This is a genomic window from Flavonifractor sp. An112, assembly GCF_904377885.1.
GTDB lineage: Bacteria > Bacillota > Clostridia > Oscillospirales > Oscillospiraceae > Flavonifractor > Flavonifractor avicola.
In genome coordinates, this window is the sequence record NZ_CAJFGT010000028.1 from 1 (window position 1) to 22,031 (window position 22,031).

Annotated in this window: 16 protein-coding genes and 1 pseudogene; 8 read left to right on the forward strand and 9 right to left on the reverse strand. The window is 60.9% G+C overall.

Annotated elements, in window-relative coordinates; translation table 11 throughout:
* The 7 genes and pseudogenes from IHN22_RS05885 to IHN22_RS05915 all read left to right on the forward strand — a co-directional run.
* A pseudogene (locus IHN22_RS05885) lies at positions 1–508 on the forward strand (cyclase family protein); the annotation flags it as partial.
* 120 nt (positions 509–628) lie between these two features.
* The gene (locus tag IHN22_RS05890) at positions 629–1,477 is read left to right on the forward strand and encodes a 3-keto-5-aminohexanoate cleavage protein (protein ID WP_343214223.1); all 849 of its coding nucleotides are present in this window, start codon (positions 629–631) and stop codon (positions 1,475–1,477) included.
* A gap of 563 nt (positions 1,478–2,040) precedes the next feature.
* Entirely contained in the window at positions 2,041–3,399 is a 1,359-nt protein-coding gene (locus tag IHN22_RS05895) for an MFS transporter (RefSeq protein ID WP_087187579.1), read from the forward strand.
* A 742-nt stretch (positions 3,400–4,141) separates the two neighbouring features.
* Positions 4,142–5,911, forward strand: a complete 1,770-nt coding sequence (gene thrS / locus IHN22_RS05900; protein WP_191434106.1) for a threonine--tRNA ligase — start codon at positions 4,142–4,144, stop codon at positions 5,909–5,911.
* Positions 5,912–6,031: 120 nt separating this feature from the next.
* Complete coding sequence (locus IHN22_RS05905; protein ID WP_191434108.1) at positions 6,032–6,328, forward strand: hypothetical protein; 297 nt, start codon at positions 6,032–6,034, stop codon at positions 6,326–6,328.
* 122 nt (positions 6,329–6,450) lie between these two features.
* A complete protein-coding gene (locus tag IHN22_RS05910; protein ID WP_191434110.1) occupies positions 6,451–7,680 on the forward strand; it encodes a choice-of-anchor A family protein in 1,230 nt (409 codons plus the stop codon).
* 69 nt (positions 7,681–7,749) lie between these two features.
* Entirely contained in the window at positions 7,750–9,033 is a 1,284-nt protein-coding gene (locus tag IHN22_RS05915) for a glycosyltransferase (protein ID WP_191434112.1), read from the forward strand.
* Positions 9,034–9,325: 292 nt separating this feature from the next.
* Here IHN22_RS05915 and asnS read toward each other — a convergent pair whose 3' ends face one another.
* The 6 genes from asnS to secG all read right to left on the reverse strand — a co-directional run bounded on the left by asnS (position 9,326) and on the right by secG (position 16,363).
* A complete protein-coding gene (asnS, locus tag IHN22_RS05920; RefSeq protein ID WP_087187574.1) occupies positions 9,326–10,720 on the reverse strand; it encodes an asparagine--tRNA ligase in 1,395 nt (464 codons plus the stop codon).
* Positions 10,721–10,769: 49 nt separating this feature from the next.
* On the reverse strand, positions 10,770–12,218 hold the full coding sequence (locus IHN22_RS05925; RefSeq protein ID WP_191434114.1) for an APC family permease: 1,449 nt from the start codon (positions 12,216–12,218) through the stop codon (positions 10,770–10,772).
* A 55-nt stretch (positions 12,219–12,273) separates the two neighbouring features.
* Positions 12,274–12,660, reverse strand: a complete 387-nt coding sequence (locus tag IHN22_RS05930; RefSeq protein ID WP_191434116.1) for a hypothetical protein — start codon at positions 12,658–12,660, stop codon at positions 12,274–12,276.
* A 91-nt stretch (positions 12,661–12,751) separates the two neighbouring features.
* Entirely contained in the window at positions 12,752–13,915 is a 1,164-nt protein-coding gene (gene nagZ / locus IHN22_RS05935; RefSeq protein ID WP_300985650.1) for a beta-N-acetylhexosaminidase, read from the reverse strand.
* Between the two features lie 65 nt (positions 13,916–13,980).
* On the reverse strand, positions 13,981–16,059 hold the full coding sequence (gene rnr, locus IHN22_RS05940; RefSeq protein WP_365813866.1) for a ribonuclease R: 2,079 nt from the start codon (positions 16,057–16,059) through the stop codon (positions 13,981–13,983).
* A 67-nt stretch (positions 16,060–16,126) separates the two neighbouring features.
* The gene (secG, locus tag IHN22_RS05945; protein ID WP_087189548.1) at positions 16,127–16,363 is read right to left on the reverse strand and encodes a preprotein translocase subunit SecG; all 237 of its coding nucleotides are present in this window, start codon (positions 16,361–16,363) and stop codon (positions 16,127–16,129) included.
* A gap of 234 nt (positions 16,364–16,597) precedes the next feature.
* Here secG and IHN22_RS05950 point away from each other — a divergent pair, with 234 nt between their 5' ends.
* Positions 16,598–17,056, forward strand: a complete 459-nt coding sequence (locus IHN22_RS05950; RefSeq protein WP_191434121.1) for a hypothetical protein — start codon at positions 16,598–16,600, stop codon at positions 17,054–17,056.
* Positions 17,057–17,110: 54 nt separating this feature from the next.
* Here IHN22_RS05950 and IHN22_RS05955 read toward each other — a convergent pair whose 3' ends face one another.
* The 3 genes from IHN22_RS05955 to IHN22_RS05965 all read right to left on the reverse strand — a co-directional run bounded on the left by IHN22_RS05955 (position 17,111) and on the right by IHN22_RS05965 (position 21,847).
* Positions 17,111–18,880: an ABC transporter permease gene (locus IHN22_RS05955; protein ID WP_191434123.1), complete on the reverse strand. Its 1,770-nt coding sequence runs from the start codon at positions 18,878–18,880 to the stop codon at positions 17,111–17,113.
* Positions 18,870–19,634 (reverse strand): ABC transporter ATP-binding protein, encoded by a 765-nt coding sequence (locus IHN22_RS05960; protein WP_087388504.1) that lies wholly within the window; start codon positions 19,632–19,634, stop codon positions 18,870–18,872. Before IHN22_RS05960 ends, IHN22_RS05955 begins: the two co-directional genes overlap by 11 nt.
* A gap of 128 nt (positions 19,635–19,762) precedes the next feature.
* Positions 19,763–21,847 carry a 5'-nucleotidase C-terminal domain-containing protein gene (locus IHN22_RS05965; RefSeq protein WP_191434124.1) on the reverse strand — a complete coding sequence of 695 codons (2,085 nt, stop codon included), beginning with the start codon at positions 21,845–21,847 and terminating at the stop codon, positions 19,763–19,765.
* Positions 21,848–22,031 lie beyond the last annotated feature (184 nt).

The window sequence follows — 22,031 nt, forward strand, 5'->3', positions numbered from 1 at the left end:
TCACCCCCTGCACACCGCCATGGGCAACAACGGCATGACCCGCATGAACCTGCTGGGCGCCACCGGCAAGCCCATCACCGAGGAGTACAAGGAGCTCTTTGGCGAGGAGGCCTATGCTGAGTTCGATAAGTTCGAGTACATCCGCATCCACGGCCAGGCCGCTTACGACGAGAAGTTCGGCGAGCTGGAGAACCTGGGCGTGTGGGGCACCTGGGAGCCCTGCCACAAGGAGATGCTGGGCCACGGCATCGTGGGCGTTGAGAACCTGGGCGGCGATCTGGACAAGATCAAGCCCGGCACCGTGTTCCAGTTCTTCTGCTTCCCCCTGCGCTGGTACATGGGCGACGGCGCCATGTCCCGCTGCGTGGCTTACATCGACGAGGAGAACATCGATCCCTCCGTGCCCGACCGCACCTACAAGTACGGCGGCACCGGCTATGCCGATGAGGACGGCCACGGCGCCAGCGGCCTGGAGTATATGCAGAAGCTCTTCAACCGCAACAAGTAATCCTTTGTTCCAATAACTTTCCTAATTCCCTTCCATCCCATTCCATGCCGAACGTAAAGCGGCGGGCAGTCGCCCGCCGCTTTATGCGGTATCCTGATTCAGAAAGGACTTTGAACGATCATGGCTGATCTGAAGAATAAGACTATTATCACCGTGGCCACCACCGGTGCCTGGCCCACCAAGGAGAACAACCCCAACGTGCCCATGACCCCCGCTGAGATCGCCGAGGACGTGTACGCCTGCTGGAAGGCCGGCGCCGCTGTGGCTCACCTGCATATGCGCGACGACCAGGGCAAGGGCACCATGGACAAGGAGAAGTTCCGCCAGACCGTGGAGCTGCTCCGCTCCAACCACCCCGACTGTGACATCATCCTGAACATGACCACCTCCGGCGACCTGAACGCCACCGACGAGACCCGCCAGATCCACCTGAAGGAGCTGCGCCCCGAGATGGGTTCCTACGACTGCGGCTCCATGAACTGGCTGCACACCTCCCTCTTCCTCAACCCCCCCGCCTTCCTGGAGGAGCTGGGCAAGAATATGCAGGAGTGGGGCGTCAAGCCCGAGATCGAGGCCTTTGACCCCGGCATGATCGCCAACGCCCAGTACTACCTGAAGAAGGGCGTCCTGAAGGGGCCCCTCCACTTCCAGTTCTGCATGGGCTGCGCCAACGGCATCCCCGGCACCATGAAGAACCTGATCTTCATGAAGGAGACCATGGAGTCCCTCTGCCCCGGCTCCACCTGGAGCTGCTTCGGCGTGGGTCACTCCGCCATGACCATGCTGTACGGCGCTGTGGCCCTGGGCGGCCACATCCGCGTGGGCATGGAGGACAACGTCATGTACGCCAAGGGCCAGCTGGCTCAGAGCAACGTCCAGTTCGTGGACCGCGCCCGCCGCGTCATTGAGGAGTTCGGCAAGCAGGTTGCCACGCCCGACGAGGCCCGTGAGATCCTCAGCCTGAAGTAATTTCACAAGTTTTCCTGCAAAAGGACCGGGAGCATACCGACGCGGTGGAGCCGCGCCGGTTTCCCGGTCCTTTTCTTATTTTTATCAGTTGTCCTCTCCGTGAGGCCCGCAGCGCCTCTGTACGCCGTTTTTCCGCCCCGTGTATAGAATGACTCATTTGGCTTTTTCCGCGTTTACAGCGCCTTCACGCTCTTTCTGTACACATCGCACAATAACCAATTGTACTGTCGGCTTTTGTGCGTTTTTTTGCGCTGCCCCCATGTTATGCAGGTTTGCCGCCATGCACTTCCAAATTTTATATCCGAAATTTGTGCATACTGAACATTCTATATTTTATACCAAAATTTATTCGCACCTCTTTGTCAAATCTTTAACTATCATTTTATGTAGTTTATACAAAATTAGATACTTACTTCTTGGTTACTATGTACTTATTGGTTAGTAACTCACCAACTTGTGGGGATTGCACAAAAGCCTCCAAATCGATAAAGTATAGCTGCAACAAGGAATGGACTTGCCGGCACTTGTCCTGATCCAAACCATTTAGAGATGAGGGAAAATAAATGGCGAAACAAAATCTCCGCGACGGTAATAAGAATTCCGTCGTCAACTTCGGCGCAGGCTGGGTTGTCATCATCTATTGCCTGCTGATGTTTTTCCTGTACGTTGGTATGTGCAACGACGGCGCTAACATCACCGCCCCCAACGTAGCCGCCCGCCTGGGTCTGGAGCAGGGCGACATCATGAACATGAACTCCCTGGCTGGTATCATCGGCGTGGTGTTCTTCATCGTGGTGGGCCAGATCAACCGCAAGGTTGGCGCCCGCATTACCTCCGGCGTGTGCTGTATTATCTCCGGTATCACCTACATCATTGCCTGCAGCGCTCCCAACATTGCCGTATATACCATTGCGATGTGCTTCGTGTACGGCAGCATCATGTCCGCCGGTTATGTGGCTGGCGGCACCCTGGTTGCTACCTGGTTCCCCAAGAAGAAGGGCGTGGTCATGGGCTACACCACCATGGGCCACAACTTCGCTTCCGCTTTCTATGTGCAGCTGGTTGCCATCCTGATCGCTCCCACCGCTGTTGCCACCAGCGTGGGCGGCGCTGACCTGTCCAACGTGGGCGCAAACTTCCCCGGCGGCATCGTGCCCATCGGCATCGCCGCCATCGTACTCGGCATTCTGGGTATGCTCTTTATCCGCAACACTCCCCAGGAGCGCGGCATCAACCCCGACAACGTCTCCGACGAGGTCTACAAGAACGAGTACGATACCACCGACGCCGTGGAGGGCGACGGCGGCTGGACCACCGGCAAGCTGCTCAAGACCAAGGAGCTGTGGCTGGCCGCTATCACCACCGGTTTCTTCCAGATCTGCTCTGTGGGCGTTATGAGCCAGCTGGTGACCCGTAACATTCAGCTGGGCTTCACTCCCCAGGCCGCTATGAACGTCATGACCATCCTGGCCCTGGGCGGCGTGGTCGGTTCCTGGATCATCGGCATCATCGATGACAAGATCGGCACCAAGAAGACCATGGTTGGCTTCGGCATCTGGTATGCCATCGCCCTGCTGTGCAACTTCGGCGCCACTGACAGCTCCTCCCCCCTGGTGTACGTCTCCCTGTTCATGATCGCCATGGGCATCGGCGGCTCCGCCAACTTCACCACCTCCCTGCCCACCTCCATCTTCGGTCGTCAGGGCTTCGATAAGGTGAACAGCGTGATCTTCCCCATCCAGGGCGCTATCACTGCTCTGTGCTTCCTGGTCAATGGCATGGTGCAGAAGATGACCGGCGGCGAGATCAAGATGGCTTATCTGGTGTTCGCCGGCGTGGCTCTGGTCAACGTGGTGCTGGTGCTCATCGTCAACGAGCATCGCTTCAACCGCGACTGGAAGGCCGCTCACCCCGGCAAGTAAGTTTACCCTCTCTTGGGTGCGCCGCAGTTACTCTGCGGCGCACTCTTTTTTCTCTTATAATACCGAAAAGCCCCGGCCGTATGGCCGGGGCTTTTCGGGTGTGTGTTGTGTGTGTTGCAAAGGTGTTGGAGAGGGATAAGAGAGGAATTGGTTTTGGGAGGATGGTCTCGCTTTCGATTCATCTCTGAATCTGTCTGTATCATACCCTGTAAATAAGGCCAAATCGTGTATTCATTGTGAATAAACTGTTAATTTCAATTCCCATATTTTTCTCCCGGTCCTTCGCCGGTTCTTTCCCCGATTTTGGCTTGACAGCCGTGTGGTTTGGTGCTATAGTTTCGTTGTTAAAATGGCAACGACGGAGAAGAAACCGCACAGCGGCGGACAGAGAGGAGTCCATTTGGTGGAAGGGCTCCACGACACGCAGCGGCTGTACCACTCCTGAGCCGCCCGGGACGACCGGGCCGGGGCTTTCCCGTTACAGAAAGTCACAAGCGGCATGAAGTCACGCTGCGCGCCCTCCGCGACGGCGCCTAAGTCCTGCGACTGCGCAAAACACCAAAAAGCCCTTTTGCTTTTTGGTATTTCGCTTCGCTCCGGCCTTAGTCACCTGCTCCCGGGCGCCTCCGCGCTCTATGCAAGCAGGGTGGAACCGTGGGACGTTTCTTACGCCTCACCCCTGACCGACAGGGGTGAGGCGTTTTCTTTACCCTCCGCCCCAATTTACAAGGAGGTTTTATTTATGTCCGAAGAAGTCAAGAACGAATTTACCTTTGAGAACCCTGAATACCGCCAGACCTATTGGCACACCTGCTCTCATGTGATGGCTCAGGCCGTGAAGCGCCTGTGGCCCGAGGTAAAGCTGGCCATCGGCCCCGCCATCGACGAGGGCTGGTACTATGATATGGACGCTCCCTTCGCCTTCACCCCCGAGCACCTGGAGCAGATTGAGGCCGAGATGCGCAAGATCTGCAAGGAGAAGCTGAAGCTGGAGCGGTTTGAGCTGCCCCGGGAGGAGGCCCTCAAGTTCATGGAGGAGAAGGGGGAGCCCTTCAAGGTGGAGCTGATCCAGGACCTGCCGGAGGACGCCCACATCTCCTTCTATAAGCAGGGTGAATTCACCGACCTGTGCGCTGGCCCCCACCTGGACTCCACCGGCCGCATCAAGGGCAACGCCATCAAGCTGACCGCCTGCAACGCCGCCTACTGGCGGGGCGACTCCAACCGGGAGACCCTCCAGCGTATCTACGGCATCGCCTTCCCCAAGAAGGATGAGCTGGATGCCTACCTGCAGCGCATTGAGGAGGCCAAGAAGCGGGACCACCGCAAGCTGGGCCGGGAGCTGGGCCTATTCATGCTGCGGGACGAGGGCCCCGGATTCCCCTTCTTCCTGCCCAAGGGCATGGTGCTGCGCAACACCCTGATCGACTACTGGCGTCAGGTCCACAAGCGTTACGGTTATGTGGAGATCTCCACCCCCATGATGCTCAACCGGCAGCTGTGGGAGCGGTCCGGCCACTGGGATCACTATAAGAACAATATGTACACCACCGTCATTGACGACACCGACTTCGCCATCAAGCCCATGAACTGCCCCGGCGGTATGCTGGTCTACTCCAGCGAACCCCATTCCTACCGGGACCTGCCCATGCGGGTGGGTGAGCTGGGCCTGGTCCACCGCCACGAGCTGTCCGGCGCCCTCCACGGCCTGTTCCGGGTGCGCTGCTTCACCCAGGACGACGCCCACATTTTCATGACCCAGGACCAGCTGAAGGACGAGATCAAGAACGTGGTCAAGCTGTTTGACGAGGTCTACTCCGTCTTTGGCCTGCCCTACAAGATCGAGCTGTCCACCATGCCCGAGGATCACATCGGCACCGTGGAGCAGTGGGAGCACAACCAGAACATCCTGAAAGAGGCCATCACCGATATGGGCAAGGAGTTTGAGGTCAACGAGGGCGACGGCGCCTTCTATGGCCCCAAGCTGGACTTCCACCTGGCTGACTCCCTGGGCCGCACCTGGCAGTGCGGCACCGTCCAGCTGGACTCCCAGCTGCCCGAGCGGTTTGAGCTGGAGTACACCGGTGAGGACGGCCAGAAGCACCGTCCCGTCATGCTCCACCGGGTGGTGCTGGGCTCCATCGAGCGCTTTATCGGCGTCATCACCGAGCACTTCGCCGGCGCCTTCCCCACCTGGCTGGCTCCCGTGCAGGTAAAGGTGCTGCCCATTACCGACCGGGCCGCCGACTACGCCAACCAGGTGGCCGCCAAGCTGGATGCGCTGGGCTACCGTGTGGAGACCGACCACCGCAACGAGAAGATCGGCAAGAAGATTCGGGACACCCAGCTGGAGAAGGTGCCCTATATGCTGGTGGTGGGTGACAAGGAGGCCGAGACCGGCGACGTGGCCGTCCGCAACCGCCATGGCCAGCAGACCGTCATGTCCCTGGATGCCTTCGCCCAGCAGCTGAAGGACGAGGTGGACTCCAAGTCTCTGGAACAGAAAATGTAACCTGCGCTTAAGGAGCGCTCTGCCTCAGGCAGAGCGCTCCTTTTTTGTCACCCCCTTCCTCCGTCAGGCATAGTATACTGCGAGCAGACGCTCAATACACTTGAAGGAGCACACGCCATCATGGGAATGCCCGTAATCACGCCTAGCACCACCAGCCGTACCCAGGCCATCACCGATATCATCGAGTCGGTAGCCCTGCAGGAGACCGCCCTGTCCCACATCCTCAACGCCGAGGGGGAGAAGATCCAGAAGATGGTCGCCCTGGAGGACGTCACCCCCGATGTGCTGCTTGCCACCAACAAGTCGGTGGAGTCCATGGTCAACGCCGTGTCCAGACTGGAAATGATCCTTCATTCCAAACTGTCCGTCTTTGACGGCTGCCTGTGCAAGCCCGCCGAGGAGCCTGTTCAGGAATAATCAATCCACCAAAGGCGGGGCTCCTTCATGGAGTCCCGCCTTTTTGGAACCAAACGGGGATACGCCGCGTAACATGGACCACACATGAGATACCCTCATACCACACCATGGGAGGACCCATTATGGCAATCAACTTTGGCCTTGCCAATGACTATAACGTATTCGTATTCGGCAATCTGAGCCTGAGCAACACCGACGCAGAGGGCCGGGTGGCCGTGGGCGGCAACGCCGTGCTGAGCAACTACGGCGTGGGCGCAGGCATTACCCCTCTGCCTCCGGCAGGCACCGACCCGTCCTTTGTGGTGGGCGGCACCGTCAACGTGTCCGGCGGCTCCAACGCCAGCGGCAACACCGTCATCAGCCCCACCAGCACGGTGATCAACTACACCATGGGCAACCCCAACGGCGCCCTGACCACCGGTACGCCCATCGATTTTTCCGAGGCGGAGCGCTATCTGAAATGCGCTTCCCTCTTCTGGGGCTCTCTGGAGTCCAACGGCACCGGTACCGTGGTGTTCGGCCAGCTCAACCTCACCGGCACCGATGAAAGCCTGAACATCTTCCAGCTGGACAGCGCCAACCTGTACGGCTCCGGCCTGTCTCTGGCCCAGCTCAACGGCATCAACATCATCGCGCCCATCAATTCCACCATCCTCATCAATGTAACGGGCACCAACATCCTGTATGGCAGCTACCAGATCTTCCGCAACGGTATCACCGCCACCCGGGAGAACGCCCGGAAGATCCTGTGGAACTTCCCTGAGGCCCTGACCTGGTCCAACAGCACCACCGCCATCTACGGCTCCGTCCTGGCCCCCTTTGCCGCGGCGGCCACCACCTTCAGCCAGATCAACGGCAACATCATCTTTGACAGCTATGCCGGCAATGCCGAGAGCCACAACGAGCTGTTTGAGGGCGAGCTGCCCGAGCCCACCGGCTGTCTGGTGACCACCAGCTCCACCACCTCCAGCAGCACTTCCACCACAACTACGACTACTACCAGTACGACCACGACCACCAGCACGACCAGTACCACGACCAGCACTACGACTACCACTTCCACCACCAGCACCACCTCCACCACCACGGCGGTCCCGCAGCCCCGGAGCCAGGCCATCACCGACCTGTTTGAGTCGGTGGCCCTCCAGCAGGCCGCCCTGTCCCACATTCTCAACGCCGAGGGGGAGAAGCTGCAAAAGATCTTATCTTTTGAGGATCTCAGAACCGAGACCATTCTGCAGGCTAATAAGTCTGTGGAGTCCATGGTGGACGCGGTCTCCGGTCTGGAACTTATTCTGAAGCAGAAGCTGGAGCTCTTTGGTGACTGCCTCTGTGACGGCGATATGCCCTAAACCCAACTGTGGCGCGGCAGAATCCTTTGCCGCGCCACAGTTCTCCATCTGGACAAGGAGGTATTTGGTATGAAGGTGGCTCTGTTGACCATGTTTTCCGGCCTGTCCCCCACCTACTCCCTGGTGAATGTGGCGGCCGACCAGATCCGGATGCTGCTGGAGGCCGGGGTGTCGGTGAAAATGCTGGTCAGTGAAACCTGCCCCGATGGGGAGCGGACCGGCATTTTTGCAGATGAGCGGCTGGAGTGGGTCAAGGTCACAAATACCCTCCACGGGCAGCCCATCCAGTGGCACGACTACTCCTCCCCCACCGGGCAGGTCCACGATACCTTTTTTGAGGAGGCCCACCACATTGCCAAAGACCTTGTGGCCCATTTAAAGGATGTGGACGTGTGCATCCTCCACGACATTCTCTACCAGGGCTGGCACCTGGTCCACAACATCGCCGTCCGCAAGGCACAGCAGGAGCTGCCCCACCTGCGGTTTCTGGCCTTCACCCACTCTTTCCCGGCGGCCCGACCCCAGGCGATGGAATACCCCTTCTCCGCCCGGTTTACCGACCTGCCCCGGACCAGCTTTATCTACCCCACCCGCTCGGGCATCCCGGCCCTGGCACGACAGTACGACGTGCCAGAGGGACGGTGCGCCGTGGTGTACAACACCCTGCCCCTGATCCCCTCCATGAGTGAAGCGGTACAGACGGTGGCCCGGCACATGGATCTGACCCGACCCGACCTGCTGGCGGTCTACCCCGCCAGGCTCACCACCGGCAAGCGGCTGGAAAAGGTGGCCGCCCTGGCGGGCGCCATCCGCACTGCCACAGAACAGGACATCAAGGTCATCTTCTGCGACTTTCCCAGCGCCGACATCCCGCCCAAAGTCTACAAGGCCATGATCCGCACCGAGGGCAAAAAGTACGGTCTGCGGGACGAGGACCTGCTCTTCACCTCGGGCATCGGTTTCCCCGACGGCTTCCCCCGGCAGGGGGTGTTTGAGCTGTTCCAGCTGTCCAACCTGTTTATCTGCCCCTCCTACTCCGAGTCCTTCGGCCTCACCGTGCTGGAGGCCGCCAGCCGGGGCAATTTCCTGGTGCTCAACCAGGCCGTCCCCGCCCTGAAGGAGCTGGGAGAGAGCCTGGGGGCCTATTTCATGCGGTGGGATGCCCGGAACTTCGGCTTTGACACCCACGAGAGCTACTCTCCCTCCGAGCAGGCCTACTATGAGGAGCACGGGCGGGCCATCGTCAATCTGATGCGGGAGGACCGGAGCCTGAACGCCAAAACCATCGTACGCAACCAGTACAACGATGAGTGGATCTGCCACAATCAGCTGCTGCCTCTGCTGGAGGGATAAAAAAGAGCCCCGATGAGACGCTGCTCGATGCAGCGACCCATCGGGGTTCTCTTTCCTTTGAAATTAGAAGTCGGCATTACCCACCGTTCTGGGATGCAGCTCCGCCCCGGACACGCTGGCGTGTCCGGGGACCCCTTTTGATCCTGCGCGGGCGGAATGAATCCGCCCTGCGCCAAGGTTTTGCCCCACGGCCAAAACACTTGTACGGCGCAAGCGCCGCCCCATTTAAAATGGGGCCCCGACGTGGAGCTGCACGAAACAGTACCACATAGGGGCCCTCTTTCCTTTGAAATTAGAAATCAGCGTTGCCCACAGTACGGGGATGCAGCTCCACGTCGCGGATGTTGGACACGCCGGTGAGGTACATGACCATCCGCTCGAAGCCCAGGCCGAAGCCGGCGTGGCGGCAGGAGCCGTAGCGCCGCAGGTCCAGGTACCACCAGTAGTCCTCGGGGTTCATGCCCAGCTCCTTGATGCGGCTCTCCAGCAGCTCCAGGCGCTCCTCACGCTGGGAACCGCCGATGATCTCACCGATGCCGGGCACCAGACAGTCGGCGGCAGCCACGGTCTTGCCGTCGTCGTTGAGGCGCATATAGAATGCCTTGATGTCCTTGGGGTAGTCGGTGACAAACACGGGGCGCTTGAAGATCTGCTCGGTGAGATAGCGCTCGTGCTCGGTCTGCAGATCGCAGCCCCACTCCACCTTGTAGTCGAACTTGTCGTTGTTCTGCTTGAGCAGCTCCACCGCCTCGGTGTAGGTAACGCGGCCAAAGTCAGAGTTGGCCACGTGCTCCAGCCGCTCCTTCAGGCCCTTGTCCACGAAGGAGGAGAAGAAGTTCATCTCGTCGGGGCACTTCTCCATGACGGTGTTGATGATATACTTGATCATGGCCTCGGCGGTATCCATATAGTCGTTCAGGTCGGCGAAGGCCATCTCAGGCTCGATCATCCAGAACTCGGCGGCATGGCGCTGGGTGTTGGAGTTCTCCGCCCGGAAGGTAGGACCGAAGGTGTACACGTTGCCGAAGGCCATAGCAAAGTTCTCGGCGTTGAGCTGGCCGGACACGGTGAGGTTGGCCTTCTTGCCGAAAAAGTCCTTGGTATAGTCCACAGTGCCGTCCTCGTTCTTGGGCACGTTTTGGAGGTCCAGGGTGGTGACCTGGAACATCTCGCCGGCGCCCTCACAGTCAGAGGCGGTGATCAGCGGAGTCTGGGCGTACACAAAGCCCCGGTCCTGGAAGAAGCAGTGGATGGCGTGGGCAGCCACAGAGCGCACCCGGAAGGTGGCGGAGAACAGGTTGGTGCGGGGCCGCAGGTGCTGGATGGTACGCAGGTACTCCACGCTGTGGCGCTTCTTCTGCAGGGGGTAGTCGGGAGTGGAGGTGCCCTCCACCTGGATCTTGGAAGCCTTGATCTCCAAGGGCTGCTTGGCCTCGGGGGTCAGGACCACGGTACCGGTGACAATGAGGGCGGCGCCCACATTCTGACCGGCAATCTCCTTATAGTTGTCCAGCACATTGGCGTCCAGGACCACCTGCAAATTCTTGAAGCAGGAGCCGTCGTTCAGCTCCACAAAGCCGAAGCTCTTCATATCACGAATGGTACGGGCCCAGCCGCAGACGGTGATCTCCTTGCCGCCGAACTGCTCCTGGTCCGCAAAAATCTGTGCGATTTTGGTGCGTTCCATTTCCATTTCCCTCGATTCGTAAAATTTAACCTCAGTGGGCACTAGTATATCATTTTTCCTCGATTTTGCAAGGGGTCGCGGGCAATTCTCCCGCCAGAAGGTCCCCGAAAATCAGTCTTTCCTGCTCCCCCGCGCCCACGGACCGGTCCCGGAACTGATAGAGCACCCAGCCCAGCACCACCAGGGCCGCCGCCAGGGCGTACTCCAGGCCGCTGAGGGCGCCGGGACTCATGGGCAGCAGGATGTTGCCTGCCAAAAAGGCCGAGGCCAGAACGCCCAGCACCGCCGTCACCCTCCCGCCGGGCATATACACCGGCCGGCGGAGGCCGGAGCGGGTTTTCCGCAGCCACAGCACAGCGGCAAAGGACATGACCCACATGACAATGGTGGTCAAAGAGGCCACATTGATAAAGGGGATAAAGAACAGCTTGCCGGTGAAAGGGGTGAGCACCACAAAGACGGCTGTAAAGCAGATGCACCGCACCGGCGTGCCGTATTTGGGGTGGAGGACGGCAAACTTCCTCGACACCAGGGCAAAGCGGGACAGTCCGTAAAGCATCTGGGCGGAGGAGTAGAGGGTGGAGTTCATCACACCCACCGCCCCCACAAAGGCGGTGACCAGGAAGAGCAGCCGCACCCAGGGAAGGCCGGTGATGGACACCAGCACGTCCGCAAAGGGGGCGGTGCGGCCCACCGCCTGGGTCCAGGGCATACAGCCCGCCACGGCGGTGGACACCAGGCACAAAATGCCGGTGACCAGGAACAGGCAGGTGATGAGGGCGGCCCCCGCCTTCCGGGCGGCGGGGCCGGTGGCGTCGGCGGCGGCCTTGGACACCGTCTCCCACCCGGCCACCGAGAACACCAACAGGGAGAGCAGGGAGGCCGAGCCGGCAAAGTCAAACTCCATGCCTCCGTCCGAAGCATACACTGCCGGGTCGAAATGGGCAAAGCACACCGCCAGACCGATGGCACACATGACCAGCAGCACCACCGTGGCGATCTTGGCCAGGGAGGCACACACGTTGGCTCCCTTGATCTGCACCCACAGGATGGCTCCCGCCAGCAGCAGCTGAAGGACCAGGTTGGGCAGAGTCACCGGGAAGTCCCCCACATGGTAGAGGACGGCGGTCTCCTTCAGAACGGGGAACAGCTCGTCCAGCAGGGAGATGGCAGCCAGATCCACCCAGCAGAACACGATGGTGTTCATGAGGATGCCCGCCCAGCCCACGGCAAAGCCCCCTCCGGGGCCAAAGGCAGCGTAGGAGTACACCACCTCGCCTCCCGGCAGGGGGAACATGGGGATGGCCTCCATGTAGGCGAAGGCAAAGGGCAGCTCGATGATGATGCACAAAAGAAAGGCCACCGCCAGATTCAGTGGCCCGCCTGCCGTATCCAGCCAGGTGCCGGTGAGCAGCAGCCAGCTGGTACCCAGCATACAGCCGATGCCCATGGCCACCAGGCCGAAAAAGCTGATGGACTTTCCCCCTGTTTTTCCCATCCAGATCCCTCATTTTATGTCAGATAGGCCTATTATAACACGTTGTAGGGCGCTTTCAACCTCCGCCCTTCCCCTTCTTCTCCTCCCGGGGCCAGGCCCCCGCCGCCACTCCCAGCAGGGAGAAGGCCACGGCAATGCCGCAGAAGAGGAGCAGTACGATATAGTCATGGTGATAGAGCAGGAAAACAGCAGCGAAGGTCCCCGCCCCGCACAGCACCGGGTAGAGAGGGCAGAACCCGCGGCGCTTGCCCAGGAACATTCCCACAGCCAGACAGCCAATGGGCAGCAGCACCTGAGCGTAGATGGCGCCGCTCAGCAGGGGCATACCGCTGCCCTCCAGCTGTCGGAGCAGCCAGGGCATCCCCAGGCAGAGCACCACGGCAACAGGCACATAGGGCAGGGTCTCCCGCCACTTCAAAAACGATGGGCCGCGACACTTCATGCCTCTCCCTCCTTTGATTCCCATGATAACGAAAACAGGGCCGTCTGTCCACAGTTTTCGGACAGACGGCCCCGCTGTATGGAACTTTGGTTCAGGAAATGGCTTCAATTTGAGCGTTGAGGGCCTCCACATCTGGCTGGCCCACCGGGTCGTTGGTGAGGCCGTACTCCTGCTTCAGGGACAGGATACGGTAGACGCTCTCATCCAGCCGCCCCATAGAGATGCGGCCGGCGTCCACCGCCGAGAGCAGGGCGTCCCGGGCGGCGGTGAGATTGTCCGCCTCATGGCATACCAGCAGCAGGTCGCACCCGGCCTCCACCGCCATGACGACAGCCTCCCCCATGCCGTAGGTATTGGAGATGGCGGCCATCGTCAGATCGTCGGTACACACCACCCCGTCAAAGCCCAGCTCCTGCCGCAGCAGGCCGGTGACCACCTCTGGGGACAGGGAGGCAGGCAAATCGGGGTCGATCTGGGTCATGAGGATATGGGCCACCATGACGCAGGGGGTTCCCCCGTCAATGGCTGCCTGGAAGGGGATCAGCTCAAATTCCTTCAGCTGCTCCGCCGTCTTGTCCACCACCGGCAGATCTACATGGGAGTCGGTGCTGGTATCCCCGTGGCCGGGAAAGTGCTTGACCACCGGGATCACACCCCCCTGCTCCAGTCCCTCGTTCACCGCCAGCCCCACCCGGGTCACCGTGTCGGGGTCGCTGCCGTAAGCCCGGTCCCCAATGACGGTGTTGTCCGGGTTGGACCAGATGTCCAGGCAGGTGGAGAAGTCCAGATTGAAGCCAAATGCGGCGCACTGGGCGGACAGCACCTTCCCCCGCTCCAGAGGATCGCCTCCGCCGGCGATATAGTCATAGGCGGAGGGCAGGTCGTCCACCTCCGGGGGCATCCGGTCCACCCGTCCCCCCTCCTGATCCACGCACAGGAAGAGGGGGATGTTGTCGCCGTTGAGCGCTTTCAGTTCGTTGGTCAGGTCCGCCAGCTGGTCGGCGCTCTCCACGTTCCGGCCAAAGAGGATCACGCCGCCCACCTGGTAGTCCTGGACCGCCTGAAGGCCATCCTCACCGGCCCCAGTTCCCCCGATGCCCGCCACCAGCAGCTGGCCCACCTTCTCTTCGGTGGTCATGGCCGCCAGAGCCTCCGCCACCGGGTCAGGGGTGGGGGTAGGCTCCGGGGTGGGCGCAGGTGTGGGGGTGGCGCTGGGGGTGGCGGCAGGCGTAGGCGTCGGCGTAGGGGCGGGCATTTGACTGCCGCACCCCGTTAAACCCAATACGCAGAGCAATAACACCCCGGAAAGAATACGCTTCATCATCGTTTTCTGCCCCCTTTTCGCCGTTTGGGCAGGTGCATGGCCCGGCGGTTGCCTCCCTTCTTCCGGCGGGACTTTTCTGTCCTGGGCTTTTCCGGGCGCCCCTCCTGCTTGACCACAGGAGTACCGCCAGGGAGGATAAAGTCCACCTGACCGCTCACCGGATCGGCGGCGGCGCACTCCACCTCCAGGGCCATGCCGAAGGTATACCGGCCGCTGCCGCCCAGCTCCACCAGGAGCAGATGGGCCTGGTCATACTCCCAGGGCCCGCCGGGTAAGGCCTCCACCGGCAGCAGTCCCTCCACGCCCCCGGCCACCGACACAAAGAGGCCGAACCGGGTGACACCGGTCACCACACCGGCAAAGATCTCCCCAACGTGGCCCGCCATAAACTCGGCCAGATACCGCTTCTCGATCTCCCGCTCGGCCTCCTGGGCGGCCAGCTCCCGCTGGGAGGACTGGACGGCGGCCCGCCCCACAGCGGTGGTCAGCTTCTTCTCCTGTTTATCCAGCGTCCCGTCCAGCAGGGCGGTGAGCACCCGGTGGACCATCAGGTCGGGATAGCGGCGGATAGGAGAGGTGAAGTGGCAGTAATACTCCGCCCCCAGGCCGAAGTGGCCCAGGTTGTCCTCGTCGTACCGGGCCTTCATCAGGGAGCGCAGCACCATCATGGACACCGCCCCCTCCTCCGGCCTGCCCTTGGCCCAGTCCAGCAGCTTCTGGAGGGAATGGCTATCCGTTCCCTTCAAATCGTAGCCCAGAGGGGCCACCATCGTACGCAGGGCCTCCCCCTTTTCGTCGGAGGGCTTCTCATGGACCCGGTAGACACAGGGCTTGTGTAGCCGGTTCAGATGCTCCGCCACGCACTCATTGGCCGCCAGCATAAAGGACTCGATGAGCTTCTCGCTCTCCCCCTGCTGCCGCAGGGCCACGTCCACCGGCTTGCCCTCGCTGTCGCAGATTACATAGCTTTCCTTGGTCTCCAGATCCAGGGCCCCCCGGTTCCGCCGCAGCTTCTCCAGCTGCTTGGCCAAAGCCGCCATATCCCGCAGCATGGGCAGGATATGGGCGTACCGCTCCGCCAGGGCGGGGTCCTCCCCCGCCAGCAGTACGTTGCAGTCCTCGTAGGTCATCCGCTCGGTGGAGCAGATCACTGATTTGGTGATAGTGTGGTCCACTACCCCGCCGCTTGCGTCCATGGTCATAATGCAGGACAGAGCCAGCCGGTCCACATGGGGATTGAGAGAGCAAATGCCGTTGGACAGCTCCACCGGCAGCATGGGCACCACCTGGTCGGCAAAATACACCGAGGTGCCCCGCTCCCAGGCCTCCAGGTCCAGCGGGGAGCCGGGGCGCACATAGTGGCTCACATCGGCGATGTGGACCCCCAGCACCCAGCGGCCCTGGTCGTCCTTCTCCAGGCTGACGGCGTCGTCAAAGTCCTTGGAGGATGCCCCGTCGATGGTGATGATGGTCTTGCCCCGCAAGTCCAGCCGCCCCGCCAGGGCGGAGGGCTCCACCGCCTGGGGGATGGTCTCGGTCTCTGCCAGCACGGCAGGCGGGAAGGTGCGCACAATGTCATGGGTGTAGAGAATGGCCTCCACGGCACTCTCCCGCCGGTCGGCGGGGCCAAACCGCTCCCGCAGGGTGCCCATGGGGGCGGTCTTGCCGCCGCCGAAGCTGGTCATGGCCACAGCCGCCCGCTCGCCGGGGCGCACCCCCTTCCGCTTGGTGAATACCTGGATGGGGCCAGGCAGGCGGTCGTTGTCCGGTTTCAGCCAGAGGGCGTGGTCCTGCCGCTCCAGCACGCCGGTGACGGTTTTGTTGGCCCGCTCCAGCACCTGGACCACCTTGGCCACCCGTCGGCCCGCCTCTGGGTCCTCCTCGGTGATGCAGGCCGTTACTTTATCTCCATTCCAGGCGCCGCCGTTGGCCCGGGGTGGAATGAAGCAGTCCTCCCCCTCCTCGGGGATCAAAAAGCCGAAACCCCGGCCGCTGGCCTGGTAGATACCGGTCAATTCCTTTGTCTCTTTCATAGATCGTTCCTTTCTGATTCTGGTGTTTCTGGTTTGTATTATACCCCTTTTTGCCCCAGGCGCAACAAAAAACGCCCTTCCGAAACCGGAAGGGCGTTTTTTCGCATTCTCAGATCAGGCAGATGACAAAGGTGAGGATCATGAATCCAATGGCCACCCACTTGGTCATCTTGGCCAGCTTGGCGTCCCAGCTCTTGGCCTTATTCTTGGCCATAAAGGTGTCGGCAACACCGGCGATGGCACCGGACAGGCCGGCGCTCTTGCCGGACTGGAGCAGCACCACGGCGATGAGGAACAGGCAGGCCGCCACATCGATAATGCTCAGAATCAGCTTGGTGTAATCCACGCTACATCGTCCTTTCGGCCCCGTCAACGGGGCAATATACACTCTATTTGGGCGCAACACACCCGCGCCATCTCTTACACGTAAGAGAAATGATAGCACAAATGCAGACCGATTGCAAGGGCTTTTCGCATTTTTTACGGGAAGTTCCAAAGATACACACTGGTATCTTGACTTGATCCCCGCCCCGGCCTATCATGGAGCCAGAGGCAGAACCACGGAAAGGAGGCGCAGTTTATGGATCCGATCTTCCTGGCTTATCTGGACCCGCCCGGCATGGAATCGTCCAGCAGCGGGGAAGCCGAACTGGCACAGCTTCTGTCCCACCCGGCGGCCAGAGCCATTGTGCTCTCCACCCTCCCGGTGGCATTCTTTCCGCCTCTCAAGTTTCTGCGGGACCGGTTGAGCCAGCGGCTGCGCCCCAAACTCTCCCGCTACAAGACCCCTCTGTTGGTGCAGTTTCTCATTTTCTTTTCCCAGCTGGCCTTTCTGGTCCTCTTCTCGGCGGTGGAGTATTTTTTCCTGGACGGCAGCACCGCCCGCTTCGTGGGCCTGCTGGCTGTGGAGACGGTGGTCTGCTCCGCACTCTGGGTCCTGCTTCGGGCCATGCTCCAGGTCTTTTACCCCCCTGAGGAAGCCGATCCCGCCGAGGAGCCGGAGGATTCAGAGGATTGGGACGATTCAGACGAGCCATAGCCCCGCAAGGGCCTGCCGCAGACTGCGGCAGGCCCTTGCTTTTGCAGAATCAGGTCATCCTCCCTTGAGCAGCCGTCGGCTGCCCCAGCAGGTGGCCAGGAAGTAGCCGCCGTACACCGCCACCAGCAGCAGGGCGGTGACAGCGCTGGAGGCAGCGGCATCCACCTTGCCCACCTCGGCAATGACGGCATTGGCGGCGGTCATGCCCACCACGGCATGGACCAGAGCCAGAGCCAGCGGCAGGAAGAAGGCCAGAAACACCTGGATATCCACCGACCGGCCCCGCATCCGCCGGGAAACCCCCAGCTGGGAGAGGACCCGGTAGCGCTGGGCGCTGTCGGCGGCCTGACTGAGCTGCTGGAGGGCCAGCACCGCCGCCGAGGCCACCAGGAACACCACGCCCAGGTAGAGTCCGATGAAGAGCACCAGCACTTTGGTACCCATCAGGTCCATCCAGGTGGACAGCTTGGTGGTATAGGAATAGCCACCGGTATCCTTCAGGCCGCTCACCGCCGCCAGGAAAGCGTCCTCCCCCTCCTGTCTGTCCCCGGCATAGTCGGCCAGGAAGTACCAGCGGGACACAGACAGCTCCTCTGTTTCCTGGGACACCATCTGGATACGCCAGTCCTCCACAAAAGCGTCGGCCTTTTCCTTCCCCCAGGCAGCCGCATAGGCATCATAGTCCGTCTGGAGCAGATAGGAGCGCCCGTTCTCGTCCTGATACATAGGGAAGGTGATCCAGCGGCTGCACTGCTGCTCCGGGTCAAAGCCCTCCGCCGTCAGCAGTGCGGGCAGATCCATGGTCCCCCCATCCTCCTCCGGCCAGACAGACAATTCCACATCCTGGGGCACGGTCTGGTCCGCCATCTGAGAGACGGTGTTGTTCAGTCCTACAGAGGTGGCGGTGATGCCGATGGCCAGCAGCAGCATGAGGCAGATCACCGTCATAGACCGGTAGGTGGTATTGATATTGGCGTTGAACTGCCGCAGGATAAACATATTCAGATTTTTATAATAGAGCTTCTTACTGGTCTGGCACAGACGCAGCAGAAAACCGGACAGAGCCCGGAAGAACAGCAGGGTACCCAGGCTGCCCAGTCCGATCATTACCCAGAACAGTTCATCCACCCGCAGCAAGCCCCGGGTCAGCAGCATGGTGTAGGCCACGGCCAGCAAAACGCAGCCCACGAGAAAGAGCACCACCGAGACGCCCAGGCTGCGCACCTTCAGCTCCTGATTGACCCGCCGGGCCCGCAGCAGGTCAATCAGCTTTCGCCGGGAGATGGTAAATGCGTGGTAGAACATCACCAGCAGGAAGATAGCCGCAAAGGCCAGCACCGTCTTGCCGATAGCAGGGAGAGAGAGGGAAAAGGCAAAGTAGGTCATGGGCACCGCAAACAGCCCCGCGGTAAAGAGGGACAGGGCCTGGGAGAGCACCACACCCAGCGCCAGCCCCACCGCCAGCGCCGTCAGAGCAATGACGGCGGTCTCTGCCAGCAGCAGCCGGGCCACCTGCCAGCGCTCCATGCCAAGCATCAGGTAGGTGCCCAGCTCCCGGGACCGGCGGCGGACCAGAAAACCGGAGGCGTACAGGATGAGGAAGGCCAGTACCACCCACACAAAAACCGACAGGATGCCGATGAGCTGCTGAATAGCTCCCACAATGTTGGCCCGGGGGTGCTGGGCCAGGTAGCGAATCACACTCTGGGTCTCCAGAGCGTTGAACACATAAAACAGGCACACGCCGAAGGCCACGGTCAGGAAGTACACCCCGTAGTCCCGGAAGCTGCGCCCTACATTCTTGACAGCCAGCTTAGAGAACATCGTTCTGGTCACCTCCCAGCTCAGTCACCACACCGATGATTCGCCGGAAAAAGTCTCTGCGGTCCAGATCCCCCCGCTCCAGCTGGGCAAACACCGCCCCGTCCCGCAGAAAGAGGATGCGATGACAGTAGCTGGCGGTAAAGGCGTCGTGGGTGACCATCAGGATGGTAGCCTCACACAGTTCGTTCATCACCTCGAACCGCTCCAGCAGCAGCCGGGCGGACTTGGAGTCCAGAGCACCGGTAGGCTCGTCGGCCAGGATCAGGGCCGGCCGGGTAACAATGGCCCGGGCGGCGGCGGTGCGCTGCTGCTGGCCCCCCGACATCTGATAGGGGTATTTGTTCAGGCAGTCGGTGATCTCCAGCAGCTGGGCGGTCTCCTGCACCAGCCGCTCCACCTTCTGAGGCGGGGTCTTGCGGATGGTGAGGGCCAGGGCGATATTTTCAAAGGCGGTGAGGGTGTCCAGCAGGTTGCAGTCCTGGAACACAAAGCCCAGCCGCTCCCGGCGGAATTGGGAGAGCTGCTTCTGTTTCAGCGAGGTAATGTCTTTCCCCTCCACCCAGATGTGGCCCGCCGTAGGGGTATCAATGGTGGAAATGCAGTTGAGCAGGGTGGTCTTTCCGCTGCCTGACGGGCCCATGATGCCTACAAATTCCCCCTTTTCCACCGAAAAATCCACATGGTCCACCGCATGAGTGACCGTTCCTCTGCCATAATCCCGGCACAGTCCTTCTACCTTCAGAATCTGCTCCATCTGTATGCCTCCTTTGCTTCTGAAGATAGTGTACCAGCATCATCTTAAAAATTTCTAAACGCCCTCTTACCGTTTTATGAAAGAAAAACGGACGCCCCCCAGGGCGTCCGTTTCATCCGAAATCCGGTTCAATCCAATGTTTTTAAAACTTCCATGGTGCGCTGGACCTCCGCCCGGGTCATGGTGGCAGAGGGTTGGAACTGGCCGTTCACCGGCTCCAGCAGACCGTTGCGGAGGCAGAAATCCACCGCCGTCACCGCCCAGCCGGAGACAGAAGCCCGGTCGGACAGGGCGTTGACAGCCGAACCATCGGCGGTCAGGTCCAGGCCTTCCGCTCTGGCGTAGTTATAGAGCATGGCTGCCGCCTGCTCCCGTGTCACTTCCATCTGGGGCAGGAACATACCCTTGCCGTCTCCGCTGACGATGCGCTTTTCCGCGGCCCAAACCACCGCGTCGCTTCCCGTCACATCCGCAAAGGCCACATTGGCCCCGGGCTTGGGCTGGCCTGCCACCTCATAGAGCATCTCCACAAAACCCAACCGGGTCATGGGACTGTCCACAGCACCGGCGTATACCGCCCAGGTGCTCTTCCGCTGCGGTACAACAGCCCCGGAACGGGAAGTAAACGCGGTCAGAAGGGAGGCCATTGTTCCGCCGGTGGCAGCATACTGCATATCGGCTGCGGCGGACCACAAAATGGTGCAGGAGGGGAACTCGTCGTCATACAGATGAGACTCCTCCAAAATCACACGATAGGTGCGATCCTCCTCCACCGGCTGGCCCTGCCAGGTCAGATTGACCACCCGCTGGCCAGGCTGGCCGCCTACATAAAGCTCATAGTCCATGCCATACAGGAAATCGGCGTCCTGCCCACCGGTCACCCGACCGCTCTCATCCACCTGGTACCGCCCGGCACAGACCTCCAGCCATACCTCCAGCTGGGCGCCGGTCAGTTCCACCATCACCACCGGGCTGTCTCCGCTGGCCAGGGTAGCACAGTCCCTCAGGCTCAGGGCACGGGCTCCACTGCCGCTGCTGCTCCGCTCCGGCAGATATCCAAGGCTTCCGTTGGTAATCAGGGCCGCATCCGCCCCTGAGGTCCACAGCATAGCCCGGGCAACCAGATCAGCCGCCTGGGTCTGCCGGGTAGCACTGGCAGCGGTCTCCGTCCAGTTGCCGGACAGGGTTCCTGTGCGCTGCTCGGCGCGGGCCTGCTGGGCCTGCTGGCCGCCGGCCGTGGCTTGGGCCAGCGCCGGATCATTTTCATAGTCGCTCAGTCTCAGCAGCTGGCTCTCGCCGATCACAGGAGTACCGTTGTCAGAGAGGATCACCTCGGTACGGGTCAGGGTGGTTCCGCCGCTGCTGACCCAGGACACCATCTGGCCATCCCGATTCTCCAAAGTGCCCATATCCGCCTGGCCGTGGCCGCTTACCAGCAGGTCAATCCCTGCGGTTTGGGCGGCAAACTCCTCCAGCGTCTCCTGGTCTGCGTGGCAGCATACCACTACCAGGTCGCAATTCTGCTGCTCCAGCTGGGGCCAGATCCAGTGGTTCCACTCCCAGGCATAGCTCATGCCGGTGTTGTCCGTATGGCCGAACTGGCTGTCACTATAATAATAAGAGGGCAGAGACTGGGGCACCTCCAAAGTGCCCAGGCCCACCACTGCGATCCGGATCTCCTTGCCCTCCAGCTGGCGGGTATAGATGTGGTAGGGCTGGGCAGCGTTCTGTCCGCTCTCCCCGTCCATCCAGTCGGCGGAGATCAGTTTCACCGGCGTACCCTGGCCGTTTTCTTGGGTCAAATCCCGGAAAAAGGCGGCCCGGTGGCCCTGCCCCAGCCGGAACTCCTCCACGCTGGGGATCAGTCCATCATAACCGATGGTACGCAGAGCCAAAGCGGTGTCAGCGGCACTGCCGCTGACCAGGGTATTGGCCACCGCATCCCCGCTGTCCAGCAGCAGCGCGCTCTTCACGGTCTGACGCTCCTCCGCCATGGCGGAAGCTACCTTCAAATAGCTGTTTTCTTCCGTTTGTCCGGTCATGGGATCGGTCTCTCCTACCCGGCCCGCCATATCTCCTGTGGTGTAGATCCCCAGGGCAGGCGCCGCCTCAGCAGGTGCAGGTTCCGCAGCCCAGGCGGCCGTAGCCGGCAGAAGCAGCAGCGCCAGCAGCGCCGCACCCAGCCGGCGAAACAATATGGATTTCCGTGCCATTAAGATCGCCTCTTTTCTCCCACATGGGGCACGTTCCTCCGGCACAAGGCCGGTAATCTGGTCCAAGTATTGTCGTTTTGTTTATTATACGTCCAGGCAGAGGCGGATTCAACGCATGGCAGGTGAATGTAAACAAAAAGAAATATTGTTACAATTCCTTTTCTTGAAGCAAAAAAGAACGCCG

Bases quoted from the DNA above. Each gene is read 5' to 3' on its own strand.
- IHN22_RS05915 (WP_191434112.1), top strand. From the start codon at position 7,750: ATGAAGGTGGCTCTGTTGACCATGTTTTCCGGCCTGTCCCCCACCTAC.
- IHN22_RS05910 (WP_191434110.1), top strand. From the start codon at position 6,451: ATGGCAATCAACTTTGGCCTTGCCAATGACTATAACGTATTCGTATTC.
- IHN22_RS05960 (WP_087388504.1), bottom strand. From the start codon at position 19,634: ATGGAGCAGATTCTGAAGGTAGAAGGACTGTGCCGGGATTATGGCAGA.
- IHN22_RS05905 (WP_191434108.1), top strand. From the start codon at position 6,032: ATGGGAATGCCCGTAATCACGCCTAGCACCACCAGCCGTACCCAGGCC.
- IHN22_RS05930 (WP_191434116.1), bottom strand. From the start codon at position 12,660: ATGAAGTGTCGCGGCCCATCGTTTTTGAAGTGGCGGGAGACCCTGCCC.
- IHN22_RS05890 (WP_343214223.1), top strand. From the start codon at position 629: ATGGCTGATCTGAAGAATAAGACTATTATCACCGTGGCCACCACCGGT.
- asnS (WP_087187574.1), bottom strand. From the start codon at position 10,720: ATGGAACGCACCAAAATCGCACAGATTTTTGCGGACCAGGAGCAGTTC.
- IHN22_RS05955 (WP_191434123.1), bottom strand. From the start codon at position 18,880: ATGTTCTCTAAGCTGGCTGTCAAGAATGTAGGGCGCAGCTTCCGGGAC.
- IHN22_RS05965 (WP_191434124.1), bottom strand. From the start codon at position 21,847: ATGGCACGGAAATCCATATTGTTTCGCCGGCTGGGTGCGGCGCTGCTG.
- IHN22_RS05895 (WP_087187579.1), top strand. From the start codon at position 2,041: ATGGCGAAACAAAATCTCCGCGACGGTAATAAGAATTCCGTCGTCAAC.
- IHN22_RS05950 (WP_191434121.1), top strand. From the start codon at position 16,598: ATGGATCCGATCTTCCTGGCTTATCTGGACCCGCCCGGCATGGAATCG.
- thrS (WP_191434106.1), top strand. From the start codon at position 4,142: ATGTCCGAAGAAGTCAAGAACGAATTTACCTTTGAGAACCCTGAATAC.
- nagZ (WP_300985650.1), bottom strand. From the start codon at position 13,915: ATGCCCGCCCCTACGCCGACGCCTACGCCTGCCGCCACCCCCAGCGCC.
- IHN22_RS05925 (WP_191434114.1), bottom strand. From the start codon at position 12,218: ATGGGAAAAACAGGGGGAAAGTCCATCAGCTTTTTCGGCCTGGTGGCC.